This is a genomic window from Bradyrhizobium sp. 179 (genome assembly GCF_023073535.1).
Taxonomy (GTDB): domain Bacteria; phylum Pseudomonadota; class Alphaproteobacteria; order Rhizobiales; family Xanthobacteraceae; genus Bradyrhizobium.
The window spans coordinates 99247-120003 of record NZ_JADPJR010000058.1 but is presented as its reverse complement, the minus strand read 5'-3'; the positions used below and the strand labels follow the sequence as shown (position 1 = coordinate 120003).

The window sequence follows — 20757 nt, the reverse complement described above, 5'->3', positions numbered from 1 at the left end:
GTTGTGTGACCTACATCACAGGAATGTCGGCTTCGCGGCGGCTATCGCCAGTTGGAGCTGAGTATAGATGCCCGTGCACTCGAGCGCTTGCTGAGGAGCATGCCCGGTTGTGAACATGCCGGCGCACCGGCGAAAATTGCCACGGTTATTGCGCCAACGGCTCGACGCTGGAGTCGCTTGACCGTGCTAATCTCGCGCCGCGCCGAGGCAGCTTGCACCGGAGCCTATCGGTTCAGCGTCGATAAAACCGCGCGCGCAAGATCCGCGGGCCACTCTACTAGTTGATCCGCGCCGGCTGTTTCCAGCTCATCCCGAGTGCCATATCCCCAGAGCACGCCGAGGCCGCGCATCTTGACCGCGTGAGCGCCATTGATGTCGTGGCGGCGGTCGCCGACCATGAGGCTGTGCGATGCAGAGATACCGTGCTTGGATAGGATATGGGCGAGCAGCTCAGGCTTGTGATCCAGCACGCCGCCGGGAACTGAGCCGTGAATGCCATCGAAATGCGTCGCTAAGTCCAGATTCTCCAGGATCCGCCGCGCGAAGATTTCGCGCTTCGATGTCGCGAGATAGATTCGCAATCCAGCGCTTCGCATCTCCTCAAGCGCCCCGTTGATTCCGGGATAGAGCTCGCTTCCGAGCAGGCCAATGTCGCCGTAATGCTGGCGATAGGCCGCTACGGCTAACTCGATCCGGTCATCACCGTAGGCGGCGAGCAAAGCCCGTAATATGTCTTCAAGCGGCGGTCCGATGAAGCGCTTGATATCAAGGGTGTCGCCGGGCTCATGACCGAGCGCACGCAACGCAGCCAGGCAGCTCGCGGCAATGCCCGGCTGGGAATCGACCAGCGTTCCGTCGAGATCGAGGAGGACGCAGCGGGCTGCGCCCACCTCTCAGCCCTTCCCCATCGCCGCGATTGCGTCTGCGATCTCGATCGTGCGCCTTGCCATGTCGGCGTGCAGGCGCTCCACCATGGCGCCGTCGAGCCGGATCGCGCCGCGCGCGGCGTTCTCCGGCAATTCGAACGCCGCGATGATTTTTCGCGCCCGAGCGACTTCCTCCTCGGGCGGGGTGAAGATCGCGTTGCAGGCATCGATCTGCGAGGGATGGATCAGCGTCTTGCCGTCGAAGCCGAGATCGCGGCCTTGCGCGCATTCGGTGGCAAAGCCATCGGCATTGGCAATGTCGCTATAGGGGCCGTCGAGGATTTCGAGGCCGTGGGCGCGCGTCGCCAGGATGCAATGGGTGATCATCGGGATCATCGCGGCACGGCCCGGCAGCATCCTGATGCGGGTCTCGCGCGAAATGTCGTTCGGGCCGAACACGAAGCCTGCGAGGCGGCTCGACGGATCGCGGCCGGCGGCGGCCAGCTCCTCGGCATGGAGCACGGCGCGCGCGGTCTCGATCATGGCCCAGACCTTCACGGTCGACGCAGCGCCAAGCTCGGCCAGCTTCCGGCCGACCGTATTGAGGTCTTCGATGCTTGAAACTTTTGGAACCAGGATGCCGTCAGGCGAGGCCTTGGCGGCCATCGCGACGTCGTCGGCCCACCAGGGCGTGTCGAGGCCATTGGTCCGGATCAGGACCTCGCGTTTGCCAAAACCCTTGGCGGCGATTGCGGCGGCGATGCCGTCGCGCGCCACCGCCTTGGCCTCGGGGGCGACGGAATCCTCGAGGTCGAGGATGAGGCCGTCGGCGGGAAGATTGCGCGCCTTTTCCAGCGCGCGGGGGTTGGAGCCGGGCATGAACAGATGGCTGCGGCGCGGGCGGGTCATGCGAGCGTTCCTTCCTCGTCAGTCCTCTGACCGAAGCCGATAGCATCTGCCCTGCCCATTCGAAAGGCTTGTTCGCCCCTGCGGTCTATGATTAGGCATAGTCATGATGACATTCCCGAAGCATTTGCTGGAAGGCTACAAGGCCTTCGCCACCCAGCGGCTGCCAACCGAGCAGAACCGCTACCGCGAACTCTCTGTCAAAGGACAGTCGCCCGAGACGATGGTGATCGGCTGCTGCGACTCGCGGGTCTCCCCCGAGGTGATCTTCGATGCCGGGCCGGGCGAACTCTTCGTCGTCCGCAACATCGCCAACCTGGTGCCGACCTACCAGCCTGACGAGAACGCACACGGCGTCTCGGCGGCGCTGGAATTTGCCGTGACGGTGCTGAAGGTGAAGCACATCGTGGTCCTCGGCCACGCCCAATGCGGCGGCATCCGCGCCTTCATCGACAAGAGCGAGCCGCTCACGCCGGGCGACTTCATCGGCAAATGGATGCAGATGTTCATCAAGCCGGGCGAGGTGGTCGAGCAGCGCGAGCACGAGACCATGGCGCAGTTCGTCGAGCGCATCGAGAAGGCCGCGGTGTTCCGCAGCCTGGAAAACCTGATGACCTTCCCGTTCGTGCGCAAGGCGGTGGAGAGCGGCCAGATGCAGACCCACGGCGCCTATTTCGGCGTGGCCGAGGGCACGCTGTTCGTGCTGGACAAGGCCGCGAAGGAATTCAGGAGCGCGCGCGAGGTGGCGTAGCTCCGTAGGGTGGGTTAGCCGAAGGCGTAACCCACCACTTCTGTCGCCGTGGAGACCAAAGAGGTGGGTTACGCCCAGCGGATTGCGCTTCGCGCATCCGCAAGGCTAACCCGCCCTACAATTCTCACGCCGCCTTCTTCTTCGCGCTGATCAGCTTGCGGTTGATCAGGACTTCCGCGATCTGGATCGCGTTCAGCGCGGCGCCCTTGCGCAAATTGTCGGACACGCACCACAGCACGAGGCCGTTCTCCACCGTCGCGTCCTCGCGGATGCGGCTGATATAGGTGGCGTCCTCGCCGGCCGCTTCGTAAGGTGTGGCGTAGCCGCCGGGCTCCTGCTTGTCGATGACGAGGCAGCCCGGCGCCTTGCGCAGGATCTCGCGGGCTTCGTCCGCACTGATCGGGTTCTCGAACTCGATGTTGACGGCCTCGGAGTGGCCGACGAAGACCGGCACGCGCACGCAGGTCGCGGAGAGCTTGATCTTGGGATCAAGAATCTTCTTGGTCTCCGCCATCATCTTCCACTCTTCCTTGGTGTAACCGTCCTCCATGAAGACGTCGATGTGGGGGATGACGTTGAATGCGATGCGCTTGGGGAATTTCTTCGCGACCAGCTCGTCATTGGTGTAGACGGCCTTGGTCTGCGAGAACAATTCGTCCATCGCGTCCTTGCCGGCACCCGACACGGATTGATAGGTCGAGACCACGACGCGCTTGATGGTCGCCTTGTCGTGCAGCGGCTTGAGCGCGACGACGAGCTGCGCGGTCGAGCAGTTCGGGTTGGCGATGATGTTCTTCTTCTTGAAGCCTTCGGTCGCAGCCGCATTCACTTCCGGCACGATCAGCGGCACGTCCGGATCCATGCGCCAGGCCGAGGAATTGTCGATCACGACCGCGCCGGCGGCCCCGATCTGCGGCGACCATTCCTTCGACACCGAGCCGCCCGCCGACATCAGGCAGATGTCGACGTCGGAGAAGCCGTAATGCTCGAGCGCTTTGACCTTCAGGGTACGGTCGCCATAGGAGACCTCGACGCCGACGCTGCGGCGCGACGCCAGGGCGACGACCTCGTCGGCGGGGAATTTGCGCTCATCCAAGATGTTGAGCATTTCCCGTCCGACATTGCCGGTCGCGCCGACGACTGCGACTTTGTAACCCATCGTTCACTCTCCGATGAAAAAGCCCGTTCCTGAAGCTGACGCTTAAACAGGAAGAGCAGCGCTTCTATGCGAGAACCGGCCTCAAGACAACGTTGGACCATGCCTGAAGGCCGTGGATGCAGTCGCCTGAGGCCAGCACGGCCGTTAGCCCCACCCAGATCCACTTGGCGCTTGCAGCCTTCGCCGACTAGGTCGTCGGCACGCTGGCGCGCCTGATCGCCTATGTGGGGGCGCTCGCCCTGTTTGCCATCCTCGCCCTCGCGGCGCTCGGCCAGCTGCCCGACTTGCAGGGCAATGAGCCGGCGGACAGACCGGGCTGGAGCGTGGCCGACCGCTCGCACCCGGCCTTCGCCATCAGCCGGATCGATTCATCAGAGAAAACAGCCTCTTACACCATCCTTCGGCATCCCGAAGGCGGCCGCAGGGACGTGCTGCGCTGGACAAACGAGGCCGGCCAGCCCGTGGCCGGGCTCGACATCTACCGGGAAGGCGGCGAGTTCGACGTGGCTGGTCCTGCGACTGCCGATCTGGCCGTGGAAATGGGATTGAGCACGACGAGCACGCTGGAGCAGGCCGGCCTGATCGACACGAAATTCGGTCCCGTCGCCCTGTTCCGGCCGGTCGGCGCGGCGGAGGGGACGCGCGCTTGCCTCGGCTATCTCAAGCGCAGCGAGGACCCGGCGCTGCAGATTTCCGGCTTCTCCTGCCAGGGCAACACCCTGCCCGCCCGGCTCGCGGCGATTGCCTGCACGCTGAATCGGCTGACGCTGCTGACCTCCGGCAACGAGCCCAGGCTGGCCGAATTGTTCGCCCGCGCCGAGTTGAAGCGCCGCCCCTGCGATTCCCTGGGATCACCGGACTGGCTGCTGGGCGCCGCCAACGCGCAATTGCGCGGGACGCTTTAGGTTGTTGTTTGAGCATGATCTTTTCGGAAAGCCGCTGCACGCTTCTCCGGATCACGCTCCGGACCGCATCAAGCTCAAGTGGCTGGTATTGATGCAACTTTTGCCGGCACGCGCGATTATTCCGGGCTGGTGTGACCCAATTGACCTAGTTGCGTCTGCCCCGGCCGCGCTAGTATGGGGTGAAATCGACTGGCGGCCTGCCGCCTGAAGGGGACGTGATGAGCTTGAATTTCTCTGCGGCGAACAAATTGGCGACCTTGCTTGCGGCGGGCGCCGTCATTGCCATGTCCTCTGCCATCGGTTTGGCTTCGCCAGCTTCGGCCGACACCAAGACCAAGCGCTATGACGAGCGCGGCCGACACTATTACGGACCGAGCGGCCCCAACGCGGTCTACCAGCAGGGCCGCACCCGCATCTATGTGAGCAAGCGCTCCTGGCTCGACGGCGGCACCGAGGTCAATCCGGGCGACCGCAAGTTCAGCGACTACGCCTTCCCGCCGGCGGTGGGCTATCCGTCCTTCGCCCGCGAGAACCTCAACCGTCCGATCGACCGCCAGCCGCTCTCGCCGCCGCAGGATGTCGGCGGTTACCCGCAGAATTTCCCGCTGTACTGAAGCGACAGGTCTTTCCGAATCAAAATGGCCGGGCTCACGCCCGGCCATTTTGGTTTGGGCCGTCATTCCGGGGCGGCTCGAAGAGCCGAACTCCGGTGCGCAATTGCGCACCTGAGAATCTCGAGATTCCGGGTCTGGTCCTTCGGACCATCCCGGAATGACGGCATCTACGCGTGCAGCTTCTGCAATTCCTTCAAAATCGCTTCGCCCATCTGCGTGGTCGAGGCGGCTTTGGTGCCTTCCGACTTGATGTCGGCGGTGCGCAGCCCGCTGGCCAGCACGGCGGCGATCGCGGCATCGACCTTGTCGGCGAGATCGCCCATGTCGAAGGAGTAGCGCAGCGCCATGCCGAAGGACGAGATCATCGCGATCGGATTGGCGAGGCCCTTGCCGGCGATATCGGGGGCGGAGCCGTGCACCGGCTCGTACAGCGCCTTGCGCTTCTTGCTCTTGACGTCGACCTCGCCGAGCGAGGCCGAGGGCAGCATGCCGAGCGAACCCGTCAGCATCGCCGCGATGTCGGACAGCATGTCGCCAAACAGATTATCGGTGACGATGACGTCGAACTGCTTCGGCCATTTCACCAGCATCATGCCGCCGGAATCGGCGAGCTGATGCTCGAGCGTGACGTCGGGGTATTCGCGCTTGTGAACCTGTGTGACGACCTCGTTCCAGAGCACGCCCGACTTCATGACGTTGCGCTTCTCCATCGACGTCACCTTGTTCTTGCGCTTCTTGGCAAGCTCGAAGGCGACGCGGGCGATGCGCTCGATCTCATAGGTGTCGTAGACCTGGGTATCGACGGCGCGCTTCTGGCCGTTGCCGAGATCGGTGATGGTCTTGGGCTCGCCGAAATAGACCCCGCCGGTGAGCTCGCGCACGATGACGATGTCGAGGCCCTCGACCGCTTCGCGCTTCAGGCTGGATGCATCGGCCAGCGCCGGGTAGCACACGGCGGGACGGAGATTCGCGAACAGAGCGAGATCCTTGCGCAGGCGAAGCAGGCCGGCCTCCGGGCGCACCTCGTAGGGCACGGTATCCCATTTCGGGCCGCCGACCGCGCCGAAGATCACGGCGTCGGCGTCCTTGGCCTTGGCCATGTCGCCTTCCGAAATCGACACCTTGTGCGCGTCATAGGCCGCGCCGCCGACAAGGCCCGTATCGGTCTCGAACTTGGCGATCCCGGCCGAATTGAGCCAATCGATCAGCCGCTTCACCTCGCCTATCACCTCGGGGCCGATACCGTCGCCGGGGAGCAGCAGCAGTTTATGGGTCGCCATGGTCGTGTCCTCAGTTTTTCCTCGTCATTGCCGGGCTTGACCCGGCAATCCAGCCTTCTTGAAAGATGGATGCCGGGGTCAAAGCCCGGACATGACGAAGGGCATGAATTTCGGCCGGAGTGCTAGAGCGGCGTTGCGCGCTTGGCAAGACACCATTGCCGGGGAGCCGGCTGTGCAAAGCGGATGGAGCCTGCCACACTCGCTCGGCCGGAGTACCCCTTGCACGCCCCTGACCGCGCCCCGCCGAACGCGCATCCCGCGCGGCTGATCCTGACCTTGTCGCTGGCAGCGACGGTCGGGCTCGGGATCGGCCGCTTTGCCTATGCACTGGTGCTGCCGGATATGCGGGAGACCCTCGGCTGGCCCTACTCGGCGGCCGGATTCATGAACACCATCAACGCCGTCGGCTATCTCGTTGGCGCGCTGATGGCGTCCCGGCTGATCCAGCGGGTCGGCTGGTCGGCGGCGATCCGCCTGGGAACCCTGGCCTGCGTCGCCGCGCTCGCCACCTGCGCGCTATCAGGCAATTTCGTTGCGCTGAGCCTCGCGCGCCTCGTGCTGGGCTTGGGCGCGGCGGCCGGCTTCGTCGCCGGCGGCGCGCTGGCTGCGACCATCGCCCAGTCCCGCCCGGAGCGCGCCAATTTCCTGCTGAGCCTGTTCTACGCCGGCCCGGGCATCGGCATTCTCGCCTCGGGGCTGATCGCCCCGTTCACGCTGCAATATTTCGGGCCGGGCTCGTGGTGGATCGTCTGGTGGGCGCTAACCCTGCTGTCTGTCGCAATGACGATTCCGCTGTTCCTGATCCGCATCGAAAGCGGTGCGCGCTTCTCGGAAGGCAGCCACGCGTCGTTTGCGATTCTGCCGGTGCTGATCTATCTCGCCGGCTACTTCCTGTTCGGCGCCGGCTACATCGCCTACATGACCTTCATGATCGCCTATGTGCGCGACGGCGGCGGCGGGGCCGCGGCACAGGCCGGATTCTGGAGCCTGATCGGGCTGAGCGCCTTCGTCACGCCATGGGTTTGGCGCGGCGTGCTGGCGCTCGATCGCGGCGGGCTTGCCACCGCTATCATTCTCGGCACCAACGCGTTAGGAGCCGCCTTGCCGATGCTCGGACATTCGCCGGCGTGGCTTGCGGTCTCCGCGGTGGTGTTCGGCGTCGCGTTCTTCGCCGTGGTCGGCTCGACCACCGCCTTCGTGCGCTTCAACTATCCGCCAGAGGTGTGGCCGACCGCGATCGCGGCGATGACGATCTCGTTCGGCGTCGGCCAGACGCTCGGGCCAATCGTGGTCGGCGCGATCACGGATGCGCTGGGGAGCTTGAGTTACGCGTTGAACGTATCGGCGGCGCTGCTGGCGCTGGGGGCGGTGGCGGCGCTGTGCCAGCGCAAGGTGGGGCCGAAGGCGGCGAATGGTGAATAGCGAATTGAGAGCGGGTTGGCTTCACTGCTTCCCTATTCGCTACTCCCGATTCGCCATTCGCCTCTCAGCTCCCACTAAACGAATTATACCCCTGGTCTTCCCAATAACCACCCTTGTAGTCGTTGGTGACCTCCATCGAGACCACGTATTTCGGGTTCTTGAAGCCGAGCTTGGTCGGCACGCGAATCTTCATCGGGAAACCGTAGGCGCGCGGCAGAATCTCGTTCGCGTATTTGAACGTCATCTGGGTCTGCGGATGCAGCGCGCTGCGCATGTCGAGGGGAGAATTGTAGCCGTCCTTGTCGGCGCACTGGAACCAGACATATTTCGCACGCGTGTCGGCGCCGATCAGCTTGAGGAAATCGCGCAGCGGCGTGCCGGTCCAGCTTCCGATCGCGCTCCAGCCCTCGACGCAGATGTGGCGGGTGATTTGCGTGACCTGCGGCAGCTTGTAGAGCTCATCCAGTGTCCAGGACTTCTTGTTGTCGACGAGGCCGCGCACCTCGAGCTTCCAGTCTTTGCCGTCGACGTCGGGCGCGTCGTCGAGATCGTAATAGGCGTTGAACGGGAACGGCTTGGTGATCGCGCTCTCGGGAAACGTCGGCGCCAGCGCATCGGGATTGAAGATGAAGGCCTGCACCGCGTCGTTAAATTTCGAGACCTGCTTCAGCATCTCCTCGGCCGAGGAGGAATCGACGATGTCGCAGCCGGTGAGCAGCGTCAGCGCCCCTAAGCTGGCGCCGCCCGCGATGAAGCGGCGGCGGGTGACATCCGGCATCGCCTTGATGGAGTCTTTGATCAGCAATCGCTTGTCGACGCCGGGGATCAGGAATGAGCGCTTGGCCATGATCTCCTCCCTCTCAACGACCAATGATCATCGCGCGCAGGCTCTTCGGCACCAGCAGCGCGAGAGCAACGTGAATGACCAGGAACGCGCAGATCGCGGCCATGCAGAAGAAGTGCACATAGCGCGCGGTTGGATAATCGCCGAACAGCATCACCAAATAATAGAGCTGCACCGGCTTCCAGATCGCGAGGCCCGAGAGCACGATCAGCACGCCGACCACGATGATGCCGGCATAGAGCAGGCGCTGCACGTAATTGTAGACGGTGAGATCGTCATGGCCGAGCTTGAAGGTCAGCGCCGCCCTGACGTCGTGCAGCACGCCGGACGCCGTGATCGGCAGCAGCTTCTTGCGGAAGCGGCCGGTGGCGAAACCGGTGATGAGATAAGCGAGGCCGTTGATCATCAACAGCCACATCGCCGCAAAATGCCAGAGCAGGCCGCCGCCAAGCCAGCCGCCGAGTGTGTACTCGCGCGGAAAGCTGAAGCCGAACAGCGGCGAGGCGTTGTAGATCTGCCAGCCCGACAGGATCATCAGGATCATGGCAAGCGCATTGATCCAGTGCATGATCCGCACCCAGGCCGGCTGGATCACTTTGGCCGGAGTGGCCCTGACCTGCTCGTCGGTGACTGTGAGGCTCGCCATGATGGTTCCGTCCTGAAGGTCGTGTGTCAGCAATTATACGCCGAAGCGTCCGCTTTCGTTACGCCCTTCCGGCATCGAATCGATACCGGGGGCTATCACGGTCACAATAAAGCGAGCCGGGTACCCCCGGCTCGCGGCCTCAAGGCCTCCTGTTGGGGGGATGAAACAGGACCGCGCGGTGTTACGTCGCCGGCATCAGCACGGTGTCAACCACATGGATGACGCCATTCGACTGGTTGACGTTGGAGATCGTGACCATCGAGGTGCCGCCTTTGGCATCGACGATCCAGGTCTTGCCGTCCATCTTCTTCACTGTCAGTTCCTCGCCCTCGGCGGTCTTCATCTTTTTGCCGTCGGTGAGGTCGGCGGCCACGAGCTTGCCGGGCACGACGTGATAGGTGAGGATCTTGGTCAGCGTCGCCTTGTTCTCGGGCTTGACCAGATTGTCGACGGTGCCGGCTGGCAGCTTGCCGAAGGCGGCGTTGGTCGGCGCGAACACCGTGAACGGGCCTTTGCTTTCCAGCGTCGGCACCAGGCCCGCCGCCTTGACCGCCGCGACCAGCGTGGTGTGATCCTTGGAGTTGACCGCGTTCTGGACGATGTTCTTGGACGGGAACATCGCGGCGCCGCCGACCATGACGGTCCTTTCCTCGGCGCTGACAGGCGCGACGACGGTCGCGGTGATGGCCAGGGCACTGAAGGCGGCGGCAGCGAGACAGGCAATGCGCTTCGACATGAAGAATCTCCCGATTGAATTGAGACCGGCGATGGCCGGCGTTGAGCTGACAACAACGGCGGCTGCGACAGTTCGATCTGGAGCAGCAGCGCGTCGTTGGACCGAACTACGGGAGGGTTTGCGATGCGGTTTCGCAGAAAAATTCTTTGTGATGCGTGAAACTATGCGGGGGGATGTTCGTGTGGTGGCTCCGCCGTCATTGCGAGGAGCGAAGCGACAAAGCAATCCGGGCTATCTGCGCGGATATTTCTGGATTTGCTTCGCTTCGCTCGCAATGACGAACTCGCGGCTACGACCGGGGCTAATCCCTATTGTTCGGCGTCTGGATGAAGCCGCGATTATGCGTGGGGCTGATCAACACTTCGTTGATGCAGACTCTGGCCGGCATGCTTGCGATGAAGGCGATGGTGCGGCCGAGATCTTCGGATTGCAGCATCCTGGCCTGCTCCTCCTCGCTCGGCACCACCGGGCGCAGTTTCAGGATTGGCGTCGCCACCTCGCCCGGCATCAGGCAGCAGGCGCGCAGGCCGTTGACGCATTCGTCCATGTTGAAGGAATGGGTCAGCGCCAGCACCGCATGCTTGGTCGTGGTATAGGCCGGGCCCGGCATCTTCGAGACGTGACGGCCGGCCCAGGACGAGACGTTGATGATCGCGCCGTCCTGCTGCTTGCGCATCGTCGGCAGCACCGCGCGCATGCAATAGAGCACCCCGTTGAGATTGACCTGAACCAGTCTGTCCCAGCCTTCCAGTTCCATATCCTTCCAGCTGCGCTTGGGGACATTGATGCCGGCATTGTTCACCAGCAGATCGATCCGGCCATGTCTGGCGACGATCCGATCGGCCGCCTTCTGCGCTTCAGTGGCGTTGGACACGTCCAACACAATGGCCTCGGCCGTCCCGCCTGCTCCCGTGATCTTCGCGACCACGGCATCCAGGGCTGGCTGACGCCGGCCCGAGACCACCACCGTCCAGCCATCGGCCGCGAGCGCCTCGGCGCCGGCCTCCCCGATGCCGCTGCCGCCGCCGGTGACCCAGGCCACGCGTTTTCCGTTTCTTGTCATGCCAACTGTCTCCGTTGCTTCTGCGGGGCGGTTTTTGCTAATCCAGCCCTCGGTTTTGACCGGCCTTTGCCGGCGAGGAATGTTGCATGAACCAAGCTGCCAACGCCAACCTGTTTTCCCGCCTGTTCGACGGTCTTTCCGATCCCAAACGCCTCGCGATCGAGACGCATGACGGCGCCCATATCAGCTATGGCGATCTGATCGCGCGCGCGGGGCAGATGGCGAATGTGCTGGTCGCACGCGGCGTGAAGCCCGGCGATCGCGTCGCGGTGCAGGTGGAGAAATCGGTCGCCAATATCGTGCTGTATCTTGCCACGGTGCGGGCCGGCGCGGTCTATCTGCCGCTGAACACTGCCTATACGCTGAACGAGCTCGACTACTTCATTGGCGATGCCGAACCGTCGCTGGTGGTCTGCGATCCCTCCAAGGCCGAGGGCCTCGCCCCGATTGCTGCCAAGGTGAAGGCCGGGGTCGAGACGCTCGGCCCTGACGGCAGGGGCTCGCTGACGGACGCCGCCGCCAAGGCGAGCAGCGAGTTCACGACGGTGCCGCGCGAAAACGGCGACCTCGCCGCGATCCTCTACACGTCAGGCACCACGGGCCGCTCCAAGGGCGCGATGCTCACCCACGACAATCTAGCGTCGAACTCGCTCAGCCTCGTCGATTACTGGCGCTTCACCGACAAGGACGTCTTGATCCACGCGCTGCCGATCTACCACACCCACGGCCTGTTCGTTGCGACCAACGTGACGCTGTTCGCGCGCGCGTCGATGATCTTTTTGCCGAAGCTCGATCCGGATCTGATCATCAAGCTGATGGCGCGCGCCACGGTGCTCATGGGCGTTCCGACCTTCTACACACGGCTTCTGCAGAACCCCGCGCTGTCGCGAGAGACGACCAAGCACATGCGGCTGTTCATCTCGGGCTCCGCACCGCTGCTGGCCGAGACCCATCGCGAATGGTCGGCCCGCACCGGCCACGCGGTGCTCGAGCGCTACGGCATGACCGAGACCAACATGAACACGTCGAACCCCTATGACGGCGAGCGCGTGCCCGGCGCGGTCGGCTTCCCGCTGCCGGGCGTCTCGTTGCGCGTGACCGATCCCGAGACAGGCAAAGAGCTTCCGCGCGACGAAGTCGGCATGATCGAGGTGAAGGGCCCAAACGTCTTCAAGGGCTATTGGCGTATGCCGGAGAAGACCAAGGCGGAATTCCGGCCCGACGGGTTCTTCATCACCGGCGATCTCGGTAAGATCGACGCCAAGGGCTACGTCCACATCCTCGGCCGCGGCAAGGACCTCGTCATCTCCGGTGGCTTCAACGTCTATCCGAAGGAAATCGAGAGCGAGATCGACGCCATGCCCGGCGTGGTCGAATCCGCCGTGATCGGCGTGCCGCACGCCGACTTCGGCGAGGGCGTCACCGCGGTGCTGGTGCGCCAGCCCGGCGCGAGCATCGATGAGGCGACCGTGCTGAAGGGCCTGGAAGGACGACTCGCCAAATTCAAGATGCCCAAGCGCGTTTTCGTCGTCGACGAGCTGCCGCGCAACACCATGGGCAAGGTGCAAAAGAACATTTTGCGCGAGACGTATAAGGATATTTACTCGAAGAAATAGGGGCTCAATCGCTCCGGGATGGGGAACGCATGAACCGAGAGCAGGCCGTCCGGATCAACGATCATCTGCTTGATGCTTGCGAAGCCCTCGACCGGGCTCGAATGGCGATTGCAGCACTTGGCAAGACCGAGCGGATCGAGCTCGGGGACTGGCTTGTCGCTATCGTCGGCGCCCTGGAGGACAAGCTGCTCCTGCCGATTTACGAGCAGCATCCGGAGCTGGAGCCGCCAGCGGCCGATTTAGAGGAGCCGACGGTCACCAGCGAGCTCACATGGAATGACGTCCAGCTTCCGCCGTCAGTGACCGAGCAGCGTTTCGACGAGATCATTTTTTCGGTCATGGAGCGGACTTGGCGGAAGACCGCCATGATGGTCTGGCTTGTGGTGAATCGCTGCAAGGAACTTGGATTGTCGATCGACGACGAAATGGTTGCTGCGCGATTGAAGGCGCTTTCCGACTCCGATCGCATCGAAGGCATCGGCGATCTGCGAATGTGGCGCCACAGCGAAGTACGATTGAAGGACTAGACCGCCGATTAGGCCAGATCGGGGCTCAGTCCCGTTCACTTGGTGTAGCGTACGCTCTCAACCCCGCCTTGCGACCAATCCAGACTGCTGTTGTTGAAAGAGTCTTGATTGTTCGCTTCGCACGCAAGGAGTGTGTGGCGGCTACTGCCCGCCTAACAGGCTCAGCACAAACCGGCTGCCCACGATGAACAGATAGCAGCCGAACGCGACCTCCAGCGTTCGCTTCGACATCGCATGGGCGGCTCTTACACCGAGCGGCGCGGTGACGAGGCTCATCGGCATCACCAGCGCGGCGCCGATCAGCGAGACGTAGCCGAGCGCGAACGGAACTTGCAGCGCTACGATGGCCGGATAGGTCGTCGCGGCCGGCCAGCCGGCATAGACGTAGCCGAGCGCGCCGGGGATCGAGATCAGCACGGCGAGCGCCGATGAGGTCGCGACCGCCTGATGGATCGGACGGCCGTAGAACGTCATCAGCAGGTTGGAGAACAGGCCGCCGCCGATGCCCATCAGCGTCGAGAGGATGCCGACGCAGAAGCCGTAGGCGCGCATCAAGAGCCCCTCGGGCATGTCACCTCCGAGCTTCCAGCTCTCGCGCGCGAAGACAAGCCTCGCCGCAGCGGCGTAGGCGACACAGACGAACACGATCTTGAACAGCCGCTCCGGCGCGTAGCGCGCCACCACGCTGCCGGCGACGACGCCAATGACGATCGGCAGCCACCAGAGACGCAGGATCGCCATGTCGACCGCGCCGCGCCGGTAATGCGCCTGGAACGAGCGAAGCGAGGTCGGGATGATGATCGCGAGCGAGGTGCCTATGCAGAGCGGCATCCGCACCTCCAGCGGCACGCCGACGATGCGAAAGCATTCGTAGAGCACCGGCACGAGGATCGCGCCGCCGCCGATGCCGAACACGCCGGCCAGGAATCCCGAGAGTGCGCCGGTTGCAATCAGCAACAGCGCGAGCTCGATGATCTCCTTGATATCAAGACCTGGAATCACCCCTGACCTGCTCCGGCATCGCCCCCGAAACATCTGCTCGGATTCGGCTGCAGGCCCAGCTGTAGAAGATCTGATTTGCCTGGTCGACACGCCGCGCCTGCCGCCTTGGGTGGGATGCAGGACGTGCATATCCGCCATCGCACGGAAAGTCGGTGCGCACGGCAGAATTAGACATGCCCTTGTGGTTCGCCCGAGGTGCTTCCGGCGTCATGAACTGCTGGCTTGAGCGACATTCGAACCACCATCGCTTAGAGGCGTTCCAATAGTGATTTCAATGGACCGCGCCGACGCCAGAAAAGGATGAACCAAGATTCGATATTTCGCTGGTAGGCCTACGCTCTGGTATACCAAGCCTCTGATTGGCCTTGTTTCATCAAGGCTCTAGAGCTGAACTCGCGTTCGATTTATGGCCATTTGGTGATTGCGCAGGTGAAGTCGACTCCGTAAATAGAGCCGACCTTTCCGATCCCCACGCGCCCTTCTGTTGGGCCGCAATACAACATCAAAGCCCATGACCGCACGGATCGAACGACCGCTCTCGCCACACATGCAAGTCTACCGCTGGACACTGACGATGGCGCTGTCCATCGTCCATCGCGCCACCGGTATCGCCCTTTATGTCGGAACCCTGCTGCTGGTCTGGTGGCTGGTTGCCGCAGCCTCCGGTCCGGCCGCCTACGGCCATGTCCAGGCCTTCGCCGGCAGCATCATCGGCCGGCTGATCGTGTTCGGCTACACTTGGGCGCTGATGCATCATATGCTCAGCGGCATCCGGCATTTCGTGTGGGACCTCGGCTACGGCTTCAAGGCCAATGAGCGGGAAGCGCTGACCTGGGGCGCCCTGATCGGCGGCATCGCTCTGACGGTGCTGATCTGGATCATCGCCTATGCGATTGGAGGCGGCCGATGAGTTTTGACGAATCCCACGGCTCGCCGCAGCGTCCCTCGATGCGCACCCCGCTTGGCCGCGTCCGCAATCTCGGCGCCGCGCATTCGGGCACGTCCGATTTCTGGCGCCAGCGCATCACCGGCGTCGCGATGACGCTGCTGATGATCCCGGTGCTGGTGATCATCATGATGCTGCTCGGCCGCAACCAGGTCGGCGCTGCGCAGATTCTCAGTTCCATTCCTGTCGCCGTGATCCTGCTCCTCTTCATCATCGCCAGCGCCTGGCACATGAAGATCGGCATGCAGGTGGTGATCGAGGACTACGTCCATAACGAGAAGCTGAAGCTCACTGCCATCATGCTCAACAACTTCTTCTCGGTCGCCGTGGCGCTCGCCTCGACCTACGCGATCCTGAAACTGTCATCCGGAGTGTAACCCATGGCCACCACAACGAATGGCTCGGGCAAGGGCGCTCCCGCCACCAACGGCAAAGCCTATCCGATCGAAGACCACACCTATGACGTCGTCGTGGTCGGCGCCGGCGGCGCGGGCCTGCGCGCCGTGGTCGGCTGCAGCGAAGCCGGCCTGCGCACCGCCTGCATCACAAAAGTGTTTCCGACCCGCTCGCACACGGTCGCAGCGCAGGGCGGCATCTCCGCCTCGCTCGGCAACATGCACAAGGACGACTGGCGCTGGCACATGTACGACACCGTCAAGGGGTCGGATTGGCTCGGTGACCAGGACGCGATCGAATACATGGTTCGTAACGCGCCCGACGCGGTCTACGAGCTCGAGCATTGGGGCGTGCCGTTCTCACGCACCGAGGACGGCAAGATCTACCAGCGGCCGTTCGGCGGCATGACGACCGAGTTCGGCAAGGCCCAGGCGCAGCGCACCTGCGCCGCCGCCGACCGCACCGGCCACGCCATGCTCCACACGATGTACGGCCAGTCGCTGCGCCACGCAGCCGAGTTCTTCATCGAGTTCTTCGCCATCGACCTGATCATGGACGACCAGGGCACCTGCCGCGGCGTCATCGCGCTCAAGCTCGACGACGGCACGCTGCACCGCTTCCGCGCCCAAACCACGATCCTGGCCACCGGCGGCTACGGCCGCGCCTATGCCTCCTGCACCTCGGCGCATACCTGCACCGGCGATGGCGGCGGCATGGTGCTGCGCGCCGGCCTGCCGATGCAGGACATGGAGTTCGTCCAGTTTCACCCGACCGGCATCTACGGATCGGGCTGTCTCGTCACCGAGGGCGCGCGCGGCGAAGGCGGCTATCTCGTCAACTCCGAGGGCGAGCGCTTCATGGAGCGCTATGCGCCGTCGGCCAAGGATCTCGCCTCGCGTGACGTCGTCTCGCGCGCGATGACCATCGAGATCCGCGAAGGGCGCGGCGTCGGCAAGAAGAAGGATCACATCTTCCTGCACCTCGACCATCTCGATCCCGCGGTGCTGGCCGAACGGCTGCCGGGCATCTCCGAATCCGCGAAGATCTTCGCCAATGTCGACGTGACGCGCGAGCCGATCCCGATCGTGCCGACCGTGCACTACAACATGGGCGGCATCCCCACGAATTATCACGGCGAGGTGCTGACTAAGAAGGATGGCGACGACAACGCCATCATCCCGGGCCTGATGGCGATCGGTGAAGCCGCCTGCGTGTCCGTGCACGGCGCCAACCGCCTCGGCTCCAACTCGCTGATCGATCTCGTCGTGTTCGGCCGCGCCGCGGCGCTCCGCCTCGCCGAGAAGCTCACGCCCAACGCCAAGCAGCCCGAGCTGCCGGCGAACTCGGCTGACCTCGCGCTCGGCCGGCTCGACCATTACCGCTACGCCTCCGGCGGTACGCCGACGGCGAAGTTGCGTGAGGGCATGCAGCACGTGATGCAGAACAATTGCGCGGTGTTCCGCACCGGCGAGGTTTTGAGCGAAGGCCAGAACCTGATCCAGAAGGTCCACAGCGGCATCACCGACATTGCCGTGTCCGACCGCTCGCTGGTGTGGAATTCGGACCTCGTCGAGACGCTCGAATTCGACAATCTGATCTCGCAGGCGGTGGTGACGATGAACTCGGCCGCCAACCGCACCGAGAGCCGCGGCGCTCATGCGCGCGAGGATTTCTCCGAACGCGACGACAAGAACTGGATGAAGCACACGCTGGCCTGGCTGGACGAATCCGGCAAGGTCAAGATCGAGTACCGCCCGGTTCACAACTACACCATGACCAACGACGTGCAGTACATCCCGCCGAAGGCGCGCGTGTATTGATCGAACAATAGCCGTCATTCCGGGGCGATGCGCAGCATCGAGCCCGGAATCTCGAGATTCCGGGTCTGGTCCTTCGGATCATCCCGGAATGACAAAAGGTTAGAGCAATGGTTGAATTCGCACTTCCGAAGAACTCCAAGATCACTGGCGGCAAGACCTGGCCGAAGCCGGCGGGCGCCACCGAGCTCCGCGAGTTCAGGGTCTATCGCTGGAATCCGGACGACGGCAAGAATCCGAGCGTCGACACCTATTACGTCGATACCAATGATTGCGGTCCGATGGTGCTGGACGGCCTGATCTGGATCAAGAACCACATCGATCCGTCGCTGACCTTCCGCCGCTCCTGCCGCGAAGGCGTCTGCGGCTCCTGCGCCATGAACATCGACGGCCAGAACACGCTGGCCTGCACCCGCTCGATGCACGACGTCAAGGACGGCGCGGTGAAGATCAACCCGCTGCCGCATCAGCCGGTCGTCAAGGACCTCGTCCCCGACCTGACCAATTTCTACGCGCAATACGCCTCGGTCGAGCCGTGGCTGAAGACGACCTCGCCGACGCCGCAGAAGGAATGGCGCCAGAGCCACGAGGACCGCGAGAAGCTTGACGGCCTCTATGAATGCATCCTGTGTGCCTGCTGCTCGACCTCCTGCCCGAGCTATTGGTGGAACAGCGAGCGCTATCTCGGCCCCGCCGCGCTGCTTCAGGCCAACCGCTGGGTGTCCGATTCGCGCGATGAAGCGACCGGCGAGCGGCTCGACAATCTCGAGGACCCGTTCCGCCTCTATCGCTGCCACACCATCATGAACTGCGCCAAGGCCTGCCCGAAGGGCCTGAACCCCGCGGAAGCCATCGCCGAGCTCAAGCTCAAGATGGTCGAGCGCCAGATCTGAGTCGAAATTGATGGGCCCGCCCCGGCCGGGCTGGCCCGGGCATGCTGCGATCGCACTCAATTCGAGGAGAATTTTCTCCGGCCCGCTGCGCGCGCAAATTTTGAACCCACAACCAAAGGTTCCAGCAGAAGCTGCTTCCTTCCCTGCGCGTGATTCAGTTAAGCTCCGGCCAGGGACGGAGCGACTGTGCAGAGGGCGCAACGCAATTCGCTGAAACTGTTGCAGTGGATGATGGCGGCATCCCTGGCGCTGCCGATTGCGTTGTTCGCCATCGCCGCCACGATCTCCTACACATCGACGAATGATATCGCCGACCGCGAGATCGAGCGCACCCTCGACGTCGCGCATGAGCATGCGCTCAAGGTGTTCGAAACCATCGACCGCAGCCTTGCCGAGCTCAACGAGGTCGTGCGCAGCCTTCCCGACGAAACCATCCGCGCGCGCGAACCGGCTTTGCACCGTCGCCTGAAGCGGCTGACCGATTCGCTGCCGCAGCTCAAATCGGCCTGGATCTTCGATGCGGACGGAAAAGCGCTGGTCAACAGCCTCGTCTCGCCGCCGCCGGAGCTGAGCTTTGCGGACCGCGATTACTTCTATGCCCACGTCGACCAGAGCATCGGCACCTTCATCGGCACGGCGCTGACGCCACGCCCGCCCTATCAGGGCGCCCGCTTCTTCGGCGTGAGCCGGCGCCGCGATGCCGACGACGGCCGCTTCATCGGCGTGATCCAGGCCTCGGTCCTGCCGGAATATTTCGAGAGCTTTTATGCCAGGATCGGCTCAGATCCCGGCAGCTTCTTCGCGATGGGGCGCACGGACGGCGCACTGCTCGCGCATTTCCCGCGGCTCGACCACGACCTGCGGCTCGATCCGGGCGGCCCGGTGGGCCAAAAGATCGCAACAAGCCCCGAGCACGGCCTCATGACCATCGCCTGGCCGTTGGACGGGATTGAGCGCCGCATCGGCTACCGGCGCATCGCCGAATATCCGATCTATGTCAGCGCCGGGCTCGAAAGCTCGGCCATCCGGGCCCGCTGGTTCGCCACCATGGGCCAGCATCTGGTGTTCGGCATTCCCGCGACCGCGCTGCTGTTCCTGCTGCTCGCCTTCGCGTTCCGCCGCACCCAGCATCTCCAGGCCGAGGCCGCAGCGCGGCGAGAAGCCGAGGACGCGCTCAAGCACAGTCAGCGCCTGGAGGCGCTCGGGCAGCTCACCGGCGGCGTCGCGCACGACTTCAACAATCTGCTGACGGTGATCCGCGCCTCGGTCGACCTGCTGAATCGCCCGCAACTGACCGAAGAGCGGCGGCAGCGCTACATCACGGCCATCGCGGACGCAGTTGCGCGCGCCGCCAAGCTGACGTCCCAGCTCCTCGCCTTCGCGCGGCGCCAGACCCTGAAGCCGGAAGTGTTCGATGTCGGACAGCGGATGCAGTCGCTGCATGACATGCTGGCAACGCTGCTCGGGCCCGCCATCGAGATCGTCACGCGGTTGCCGGCCGAACCCTGCCTCGTCAACGCCGATGCCGGCCAGTTCGAGACGGCGCTGATCAACATGGCGACCAATGCGCGCGATGCCATGCAGGGCAAGGGCAGGATCACCTTCGAGGTCGAGGCCGCGACGACCATTCCGGACACGCTGGCCCCCGGCGCTCATGGCTACATAAGCGTCACCGTCCGTGACACCGGGATCGGCATTCCTGCGGCGCGGCTCGGGCGCATCTTCGAGCCGTTCTTCACCACCAAGCAGGTCGGCCACGGCACCGGTCTCGGCCTGTCCCAGGTGTTCGGTTTCGCCCGGCAATCCGGCGGCGAGGTGACGGTCGCGAGCGAGGTGGGACAAGGCAGCACCTTCTCGCTCTATCTGCCGCGCGTGCCGCTGGAGCTGCGGCCGCAGCGGCAGGCGCCGAGCACAGCGCCCGCGGTGGCCGGCAGCGGCATGTCGGTGCTGGTGGTCGAAGACAACATCGAGCTCGCCAATTTTGCCGCCGACGGGCTGACCGAGCTCGGTTACAGCATCACGCTGGTCGACAATGCGACCGACGCGCTTGCCGAGCTCGTCGTGGACGCCGATCGATTCGACGTCGTGTTCTCCGACGTGGTGATGCCGGGGATGACCGGGCTCGACCTGGCGCAGGCGGTCCGCGACCGCGGCATCGGCGTGCCGGTCGTGCTGACCACGGGCTACAGCCAGGCTCTATCCCAGGATGGCGCCGCCGAGTTCGATCTCGTGCAGAAGCCCTATTCGATCGAAGAATTGTCGGGCGTGCTCCACCGGACCGCCCGGCTGCGGCGCGTCCGGGACGGCGCTGCCGAATGAATCGGTGCTCGGAACCCAAGGGAACCGTTTGATTTCCTTTGCGTTGTCC

At 63.9% G+C, this 20757-nt stretch carries 19 protein-coding genes and 1 pseudogene; 11 read left to right on the top strand and 9 right to left on the bottom strand.

All coding sequences use genetic code 11. From position 1 onward, the window contains the following. Positions 1 to 224: 224 nt before the first annotated feature. The gene (locus IVB12_RS14470) at positions 225 to 890 is read right to left on the bottom strand and encodes an HAD hydrolase-like protein (RefSeq protein ID WP_247299939.1); all 666 of its coding nucleotides are present in this window, start codon (positions 888 to 890) and stop codon (positions 225 to 227) included. 3 nt (positions 891 to 893) lie between these two features. Continuing rightward, complete coding sequence (locus tag IVB12_RS14465) at positions 894 to 1775, bottom strand: CoA ester lyase (RefSeq protein WP_247299937.1); 882 nt, start codon at positions 1773 to 1775, stop codon at positions 894 to 896. A 103-nt stretch (positions 1776 to 1878) separates the two neighbouring features. On the opposite strand from IVB12_RS14465, the gene IVB12_RS14460 reads away from it, so the two are divergent. Further along, positions 1879 to 2523, top strand: coding sequence for a carbonic anhydrase (locus IVB12_RS14460; RefSeq protein ID WP_247299935.1), 645 nt, complete (start codon positions 1879 to 1881; stop codon positions 2521 to 2523). 124 nt (positions 2524 to 2647) lie between these two features. On the opposite strand, the gene IVB12_RS14455 is transcribed toward IVB12_RS14460, so the two are convergent. Beyond that, a complete protein-coding gene (locus tag IVB12_RS14455; RefSeq protein ID WP_247299933.1) occupies positions 2648 to 3682 on the bottom strand; it encodes an aspartate-semialdehyde dehydrogenase in 1035 nt (344 codons plus the stop codon). Positions 3683 to 3798: 116 nt separating this feature from the next. Between IVB12_RS14455 and IVB12_RS14450 the strand changes: the two are divergent. Both IVB12_RS14450 and IVB12_RS14445 read left to right on the top strand, forming a co-directional pair. Further along, positions 3799 to 4587 (top strand): annotated as a pseudogene (locus IVB12_RS14450) (hypothetical protein). A 218-nt stretch (positions 4588 to 4805) separates the two neighbouring features. Then, positions 4806 to 5201 carry a hypothetical protein gene (locus tag IVB12_RS14445; RefSeq protein ID WP_247299922.1) on the top strand — a complete coding sequence of 132 codons (396 nt, stop codon included), beginning with the start codon at positions 4806 to 4808 and terminating at the stop codon, positions 5199 to 5201. A gap of 167 nt (positions 5202 to 5368) precedes the next feature. Here IVB12_RS14445 and leuB read toward each other — a convergent pair whose 3' ends face one another. Further along, positions 5369 to 6481, bottom strand: coding sequence for a 3-isopropylmalate dehydrogenase (gene leuB / locus IVB12_RS14440; RefSeq protein ID WP_247299920.1), 1113 nt, complete (start codon positions 6479 to 6481; stop codon positions 5369 to 5371). A gap of 219 nt (positions 6482 to 6700) precedes the next feature. Here leuB and IVB12_RS14435 point away from each other — a divergent pair, with 219 nt between their 5' ends. Next, positions 6701 to 7903 (top strand): YbfB/YjiJ family MFS transporter, encoded by a 1203-nt coding sequence (locus tag IVB12_RS14435; RefSeq protein ID WP_247299918.1) that lies wholly within the window; start codon positions 6701 to 6703, stop codon positions 7901 to 7903. Positions 7904 to 7967: 64 nt separating this feature from the next. Here IVB12_RS14435 and IVB12_RS14430 read toward each other — a convergent pair whose 3' ends face one another. The 4 genes from IVB12_RS14430 to IVB12_RS14415 form a co-directional block, all read right to left on the bottom strand. Further along, positions 7968 to 8750, bottom strand: a complete 783-nt coding sequence (locus IVB12_RS14430; protein ID WP_247299915.1) for a molybdopterin-binding protein — start codon at positions 8748 to 8750, stop codon at positions 7968 to 7970. A gap of 13 nt (positions 8751 to 8763) precedes the next feature. After that, the gene (locus IVB12_RS14425) at positions 8764 to 9393 is read right to left on the bottom strand and encodes a cytochrome b/b6 domain-containing protein (protein WP_247299912.1); all 630 of its coding nucleotides are present in this window, start codon (positions 9391 to 9393) and stop codon (positions 8764 to 8766) included. 181 nt (positions 9394 to 9574) lie between these two features. After that, on the bottom strand, positions 9575 to 10129 hold the full coding sequence (locus IVB12_RS14420; protein WP_247299910.1) for a fasciclin domain-containing protein: 555 nt from the start codon (positions 10127 to 10129) through the stop codon (positions 9575 to 9577). A 301-nt stretch (positions 10130 to 10430) separates the two neighbouring features. Further along, positions 10431 to 11192, bottom strand: a complete 762-nt coding sequence (locus IVB12_RS14415; protein WP_247299907.1) for an SDR family NAD(P)-dependent oxidoreductase — start codon at positions 11190 to 11192, stop codon at positions 10431 to 10433. A gap of 86 nt (positions 11193 to 11278) precedes the next feature. Here IVB12_RS14415 and IVB12_RS14410 point away from each other — a divergent pair, with 86 nt between their 5' ends. Then, positions 11279 to 12808: a malonyl-CoA synthase gene (locus IVB12_RS14410; RefSeq protein ID WP_247299904.1), complete on the top strand. Its 1530-nt coding sequence runs from the start codon at positions 11279 to 11281 to the stop codon at positions 12806 to 12808. Between the two features lie 29 nt (positions 12809 to 12837). Then, positions 12838 to 13335: a DUF3658 domain-containing protein gene (locus tag IVB12_RS14405; protein ID WP_247299901.1), complete on the top strand. Its 498-nt coding sequence runs from the start codon at positions 12838 to 12840 to the stop codon at positions 13333 to 13335. Positions 13336 to 13476: 141 nt separating this feature from the next. On the opposite strand, the gene IVB12_RS14400 is transcribed toward IVB12_RS14405, so the two are convergent. Beyond that, a complete protein-coding gene (locus tag IVB12_RS14400) occupies positions 13477 to 14337 on the bottom strand; it encodes a sulfite exporter TauE/SafE family protein (protein WP_247299898.1) in 861 nt (286 codons plus the stop codon). Between the two features lie 511 nt (positions 14338 to 14848). Here IVB12_RS14400 and sdhC point away from each other — a divergent pair. From sdhC to IVB12_RS14375, 5 genes are all read left to right on the top strand, one after another. Next, the gene (gene sdhC / locus IVB12_RS14395) at positions 14849 to 15247 is read left to right on the top strand and encodes a succinate dehydrogenase, cytochrome b556 subunit (protein WP_247299897.1); all 399 of its coding nucleotides are present in this window, start codon (positions 14849 to 14851) and stop codon (positions 15245 to 15247) included. Continuing rightward, positions 15244 to 15660, top strand: a complete 417-nt coding sequence (sdhD, locus tag IVB12_RS14390; protein ID WP_247276140.1) for a succinate dehydrogenase, hydrophobic membrane anchor protein — start codon at positions 15244 to 15246, stop codon at positions 15658 to 15660. The genes sdhC and sdhD overlap by 4 nt, the downstream gene beginning before the upstream one ends. 3 nt (positions 15661 to 15663) lie before the next feature. Next, complete coding sequence (gene sdhA, locus IVB12_RS14385; protein WP_247299894.1) at positions 15664 to 17499, top strand: succinate dehydrogenase flavoprotein subunit; 1836 nt, start codon at positions 15664 to 15666, stop codon at positions 17497 to 17499. Positions 17500 to 17606: 107 nt separating this feature from the next. Next, the gene (locus tag IVB12_RS14380; protein WP_247276138.1) at positions 17607 to 18389 is read left to right on the top strand and encodes a succinate dehydrogenase iron-sulfur subunit; all 783 of its coding nucleotides are present in this window, start codon (positions 17607 to 17609) and stop codon (positions 18387 to 18389) included. A gap of 186 nt (positions 18390 to 18575) precedes the next feature. Continuing rightward, entirely contained in the window at positions 18576 to 20708 is a 2133-nt protein-coding gene (locus tag IVB12_RS14375) for a hybrid sensor histidine kinase/response regulator (protein WP_247299891.1), read from the top strand. Positions 20709 to 20757 lie beyond the last annotated feature (49 nt).

Bases quoted from the DNA above. Each gene is read 5' to 3' on its own strand.
- IVB12_RS14445 (WP_247299922.1), top strand. From the start codon at position 4,806: ATGAGCTTGAATTTCTCTGCGGCGAACAAATTGGCGACCTTGCTTGCG.
- sdhC (WP_247299897.1), top strand. From the start codon at position 14,849: ATGACCGCACGGATCGAACGACCGCTCTCGCCACACATGCAAGTCTAC.
- IVB12_RS14465 (WP_247299937.1), bottom strand. From the start codon at position 1,775: ATGACCCGCCCGCGCCGCAGCCATCTGTTCATGCCCGGCTCCAACCCC.
- IVB12_RS14460 (WP_247299935.1), top strand. From the start codon at position 1,879: ATGATGACATTCCCGAAGCATTTGCTGGAAGGCTACAAGGCCTTCGCC.
- IVB12_RS14415 (WP_247299907.1), bottom strand. From the start codon at position 11,192: ATGACAAGAAACGGAAAACGCGTGGCCTGGGTCACCGGCGGCGGCAGC.
- IVB12_RS14380 (WP_247276138.1), top strand. From the start codon at position 17,607: ATGGTTGAATTCGCACTTCCGAAGAACTCCAAGATCACTGGCGGCAAG.
- IVB12_RS14430 (WP_247299915.1), bottom strand. From the start codon at position 8,750: ATGGCCAAGCGCTCATTCCTGATCCCCGGCGTCGACAAGCGATTGCTG.
- IVB12_RS14420 (WP_247299910.1), bottom strand. From the start codon at position 10,129: ATGTCGAAGCGCATTGCCTGTCTCGCTGCCGCCGCCTTCAGTGCCCTG.
- sdhA (WP_247299894.1), top strand. From the start codon at position 15,664: ATGGCCACCACAACGAATGGCTCGGGCAAGGGCGCTCCCGCCACCAAC.
- sdhD (WP_247276140.1), top strand. From the start codon at position 15,244: ATGAGTTTTGACGAATCCCACGGCTCGCCGCAGCGTCCCTCGATGCGC.
- IVB12_RS14405 (WP_247299901.1), top strand. From the start codon at position 12,838: ATGAACCGAGAGCAGGCCGTCCGGATCAACGATCATCTGCTTGATGCT.
- IVB12_RS14425 (WP_247299912.1), bottom strand. From the start codon at position 9,393: ATGGCGAGCCTCACAGTCACCGACGAGCAGGTCAGGGCCACTCCGGCC.
- leuB (WP_247299920.1), bottom strand. From the start codon at position 6,481: ATGGCGACCCATAAACTGCTGCTGCTCCCCGGCGACGGTATCGGCCCC.
- IVB12_RS14410 (WP_247299904.1), top strand. From the start codon at position 11,279: ATGAACCAAGCTGCCAACGCCAACCTGTTTTCCCGCCTGTTCGACGGT.
- IVB12_RS14455 (WP_247299933.1), bottom strand. From the start codon at position 3,682: ATGGGTTACAAAGTCGCAGTCGTCGGCGCGACCGGCAATGTCGGACGG.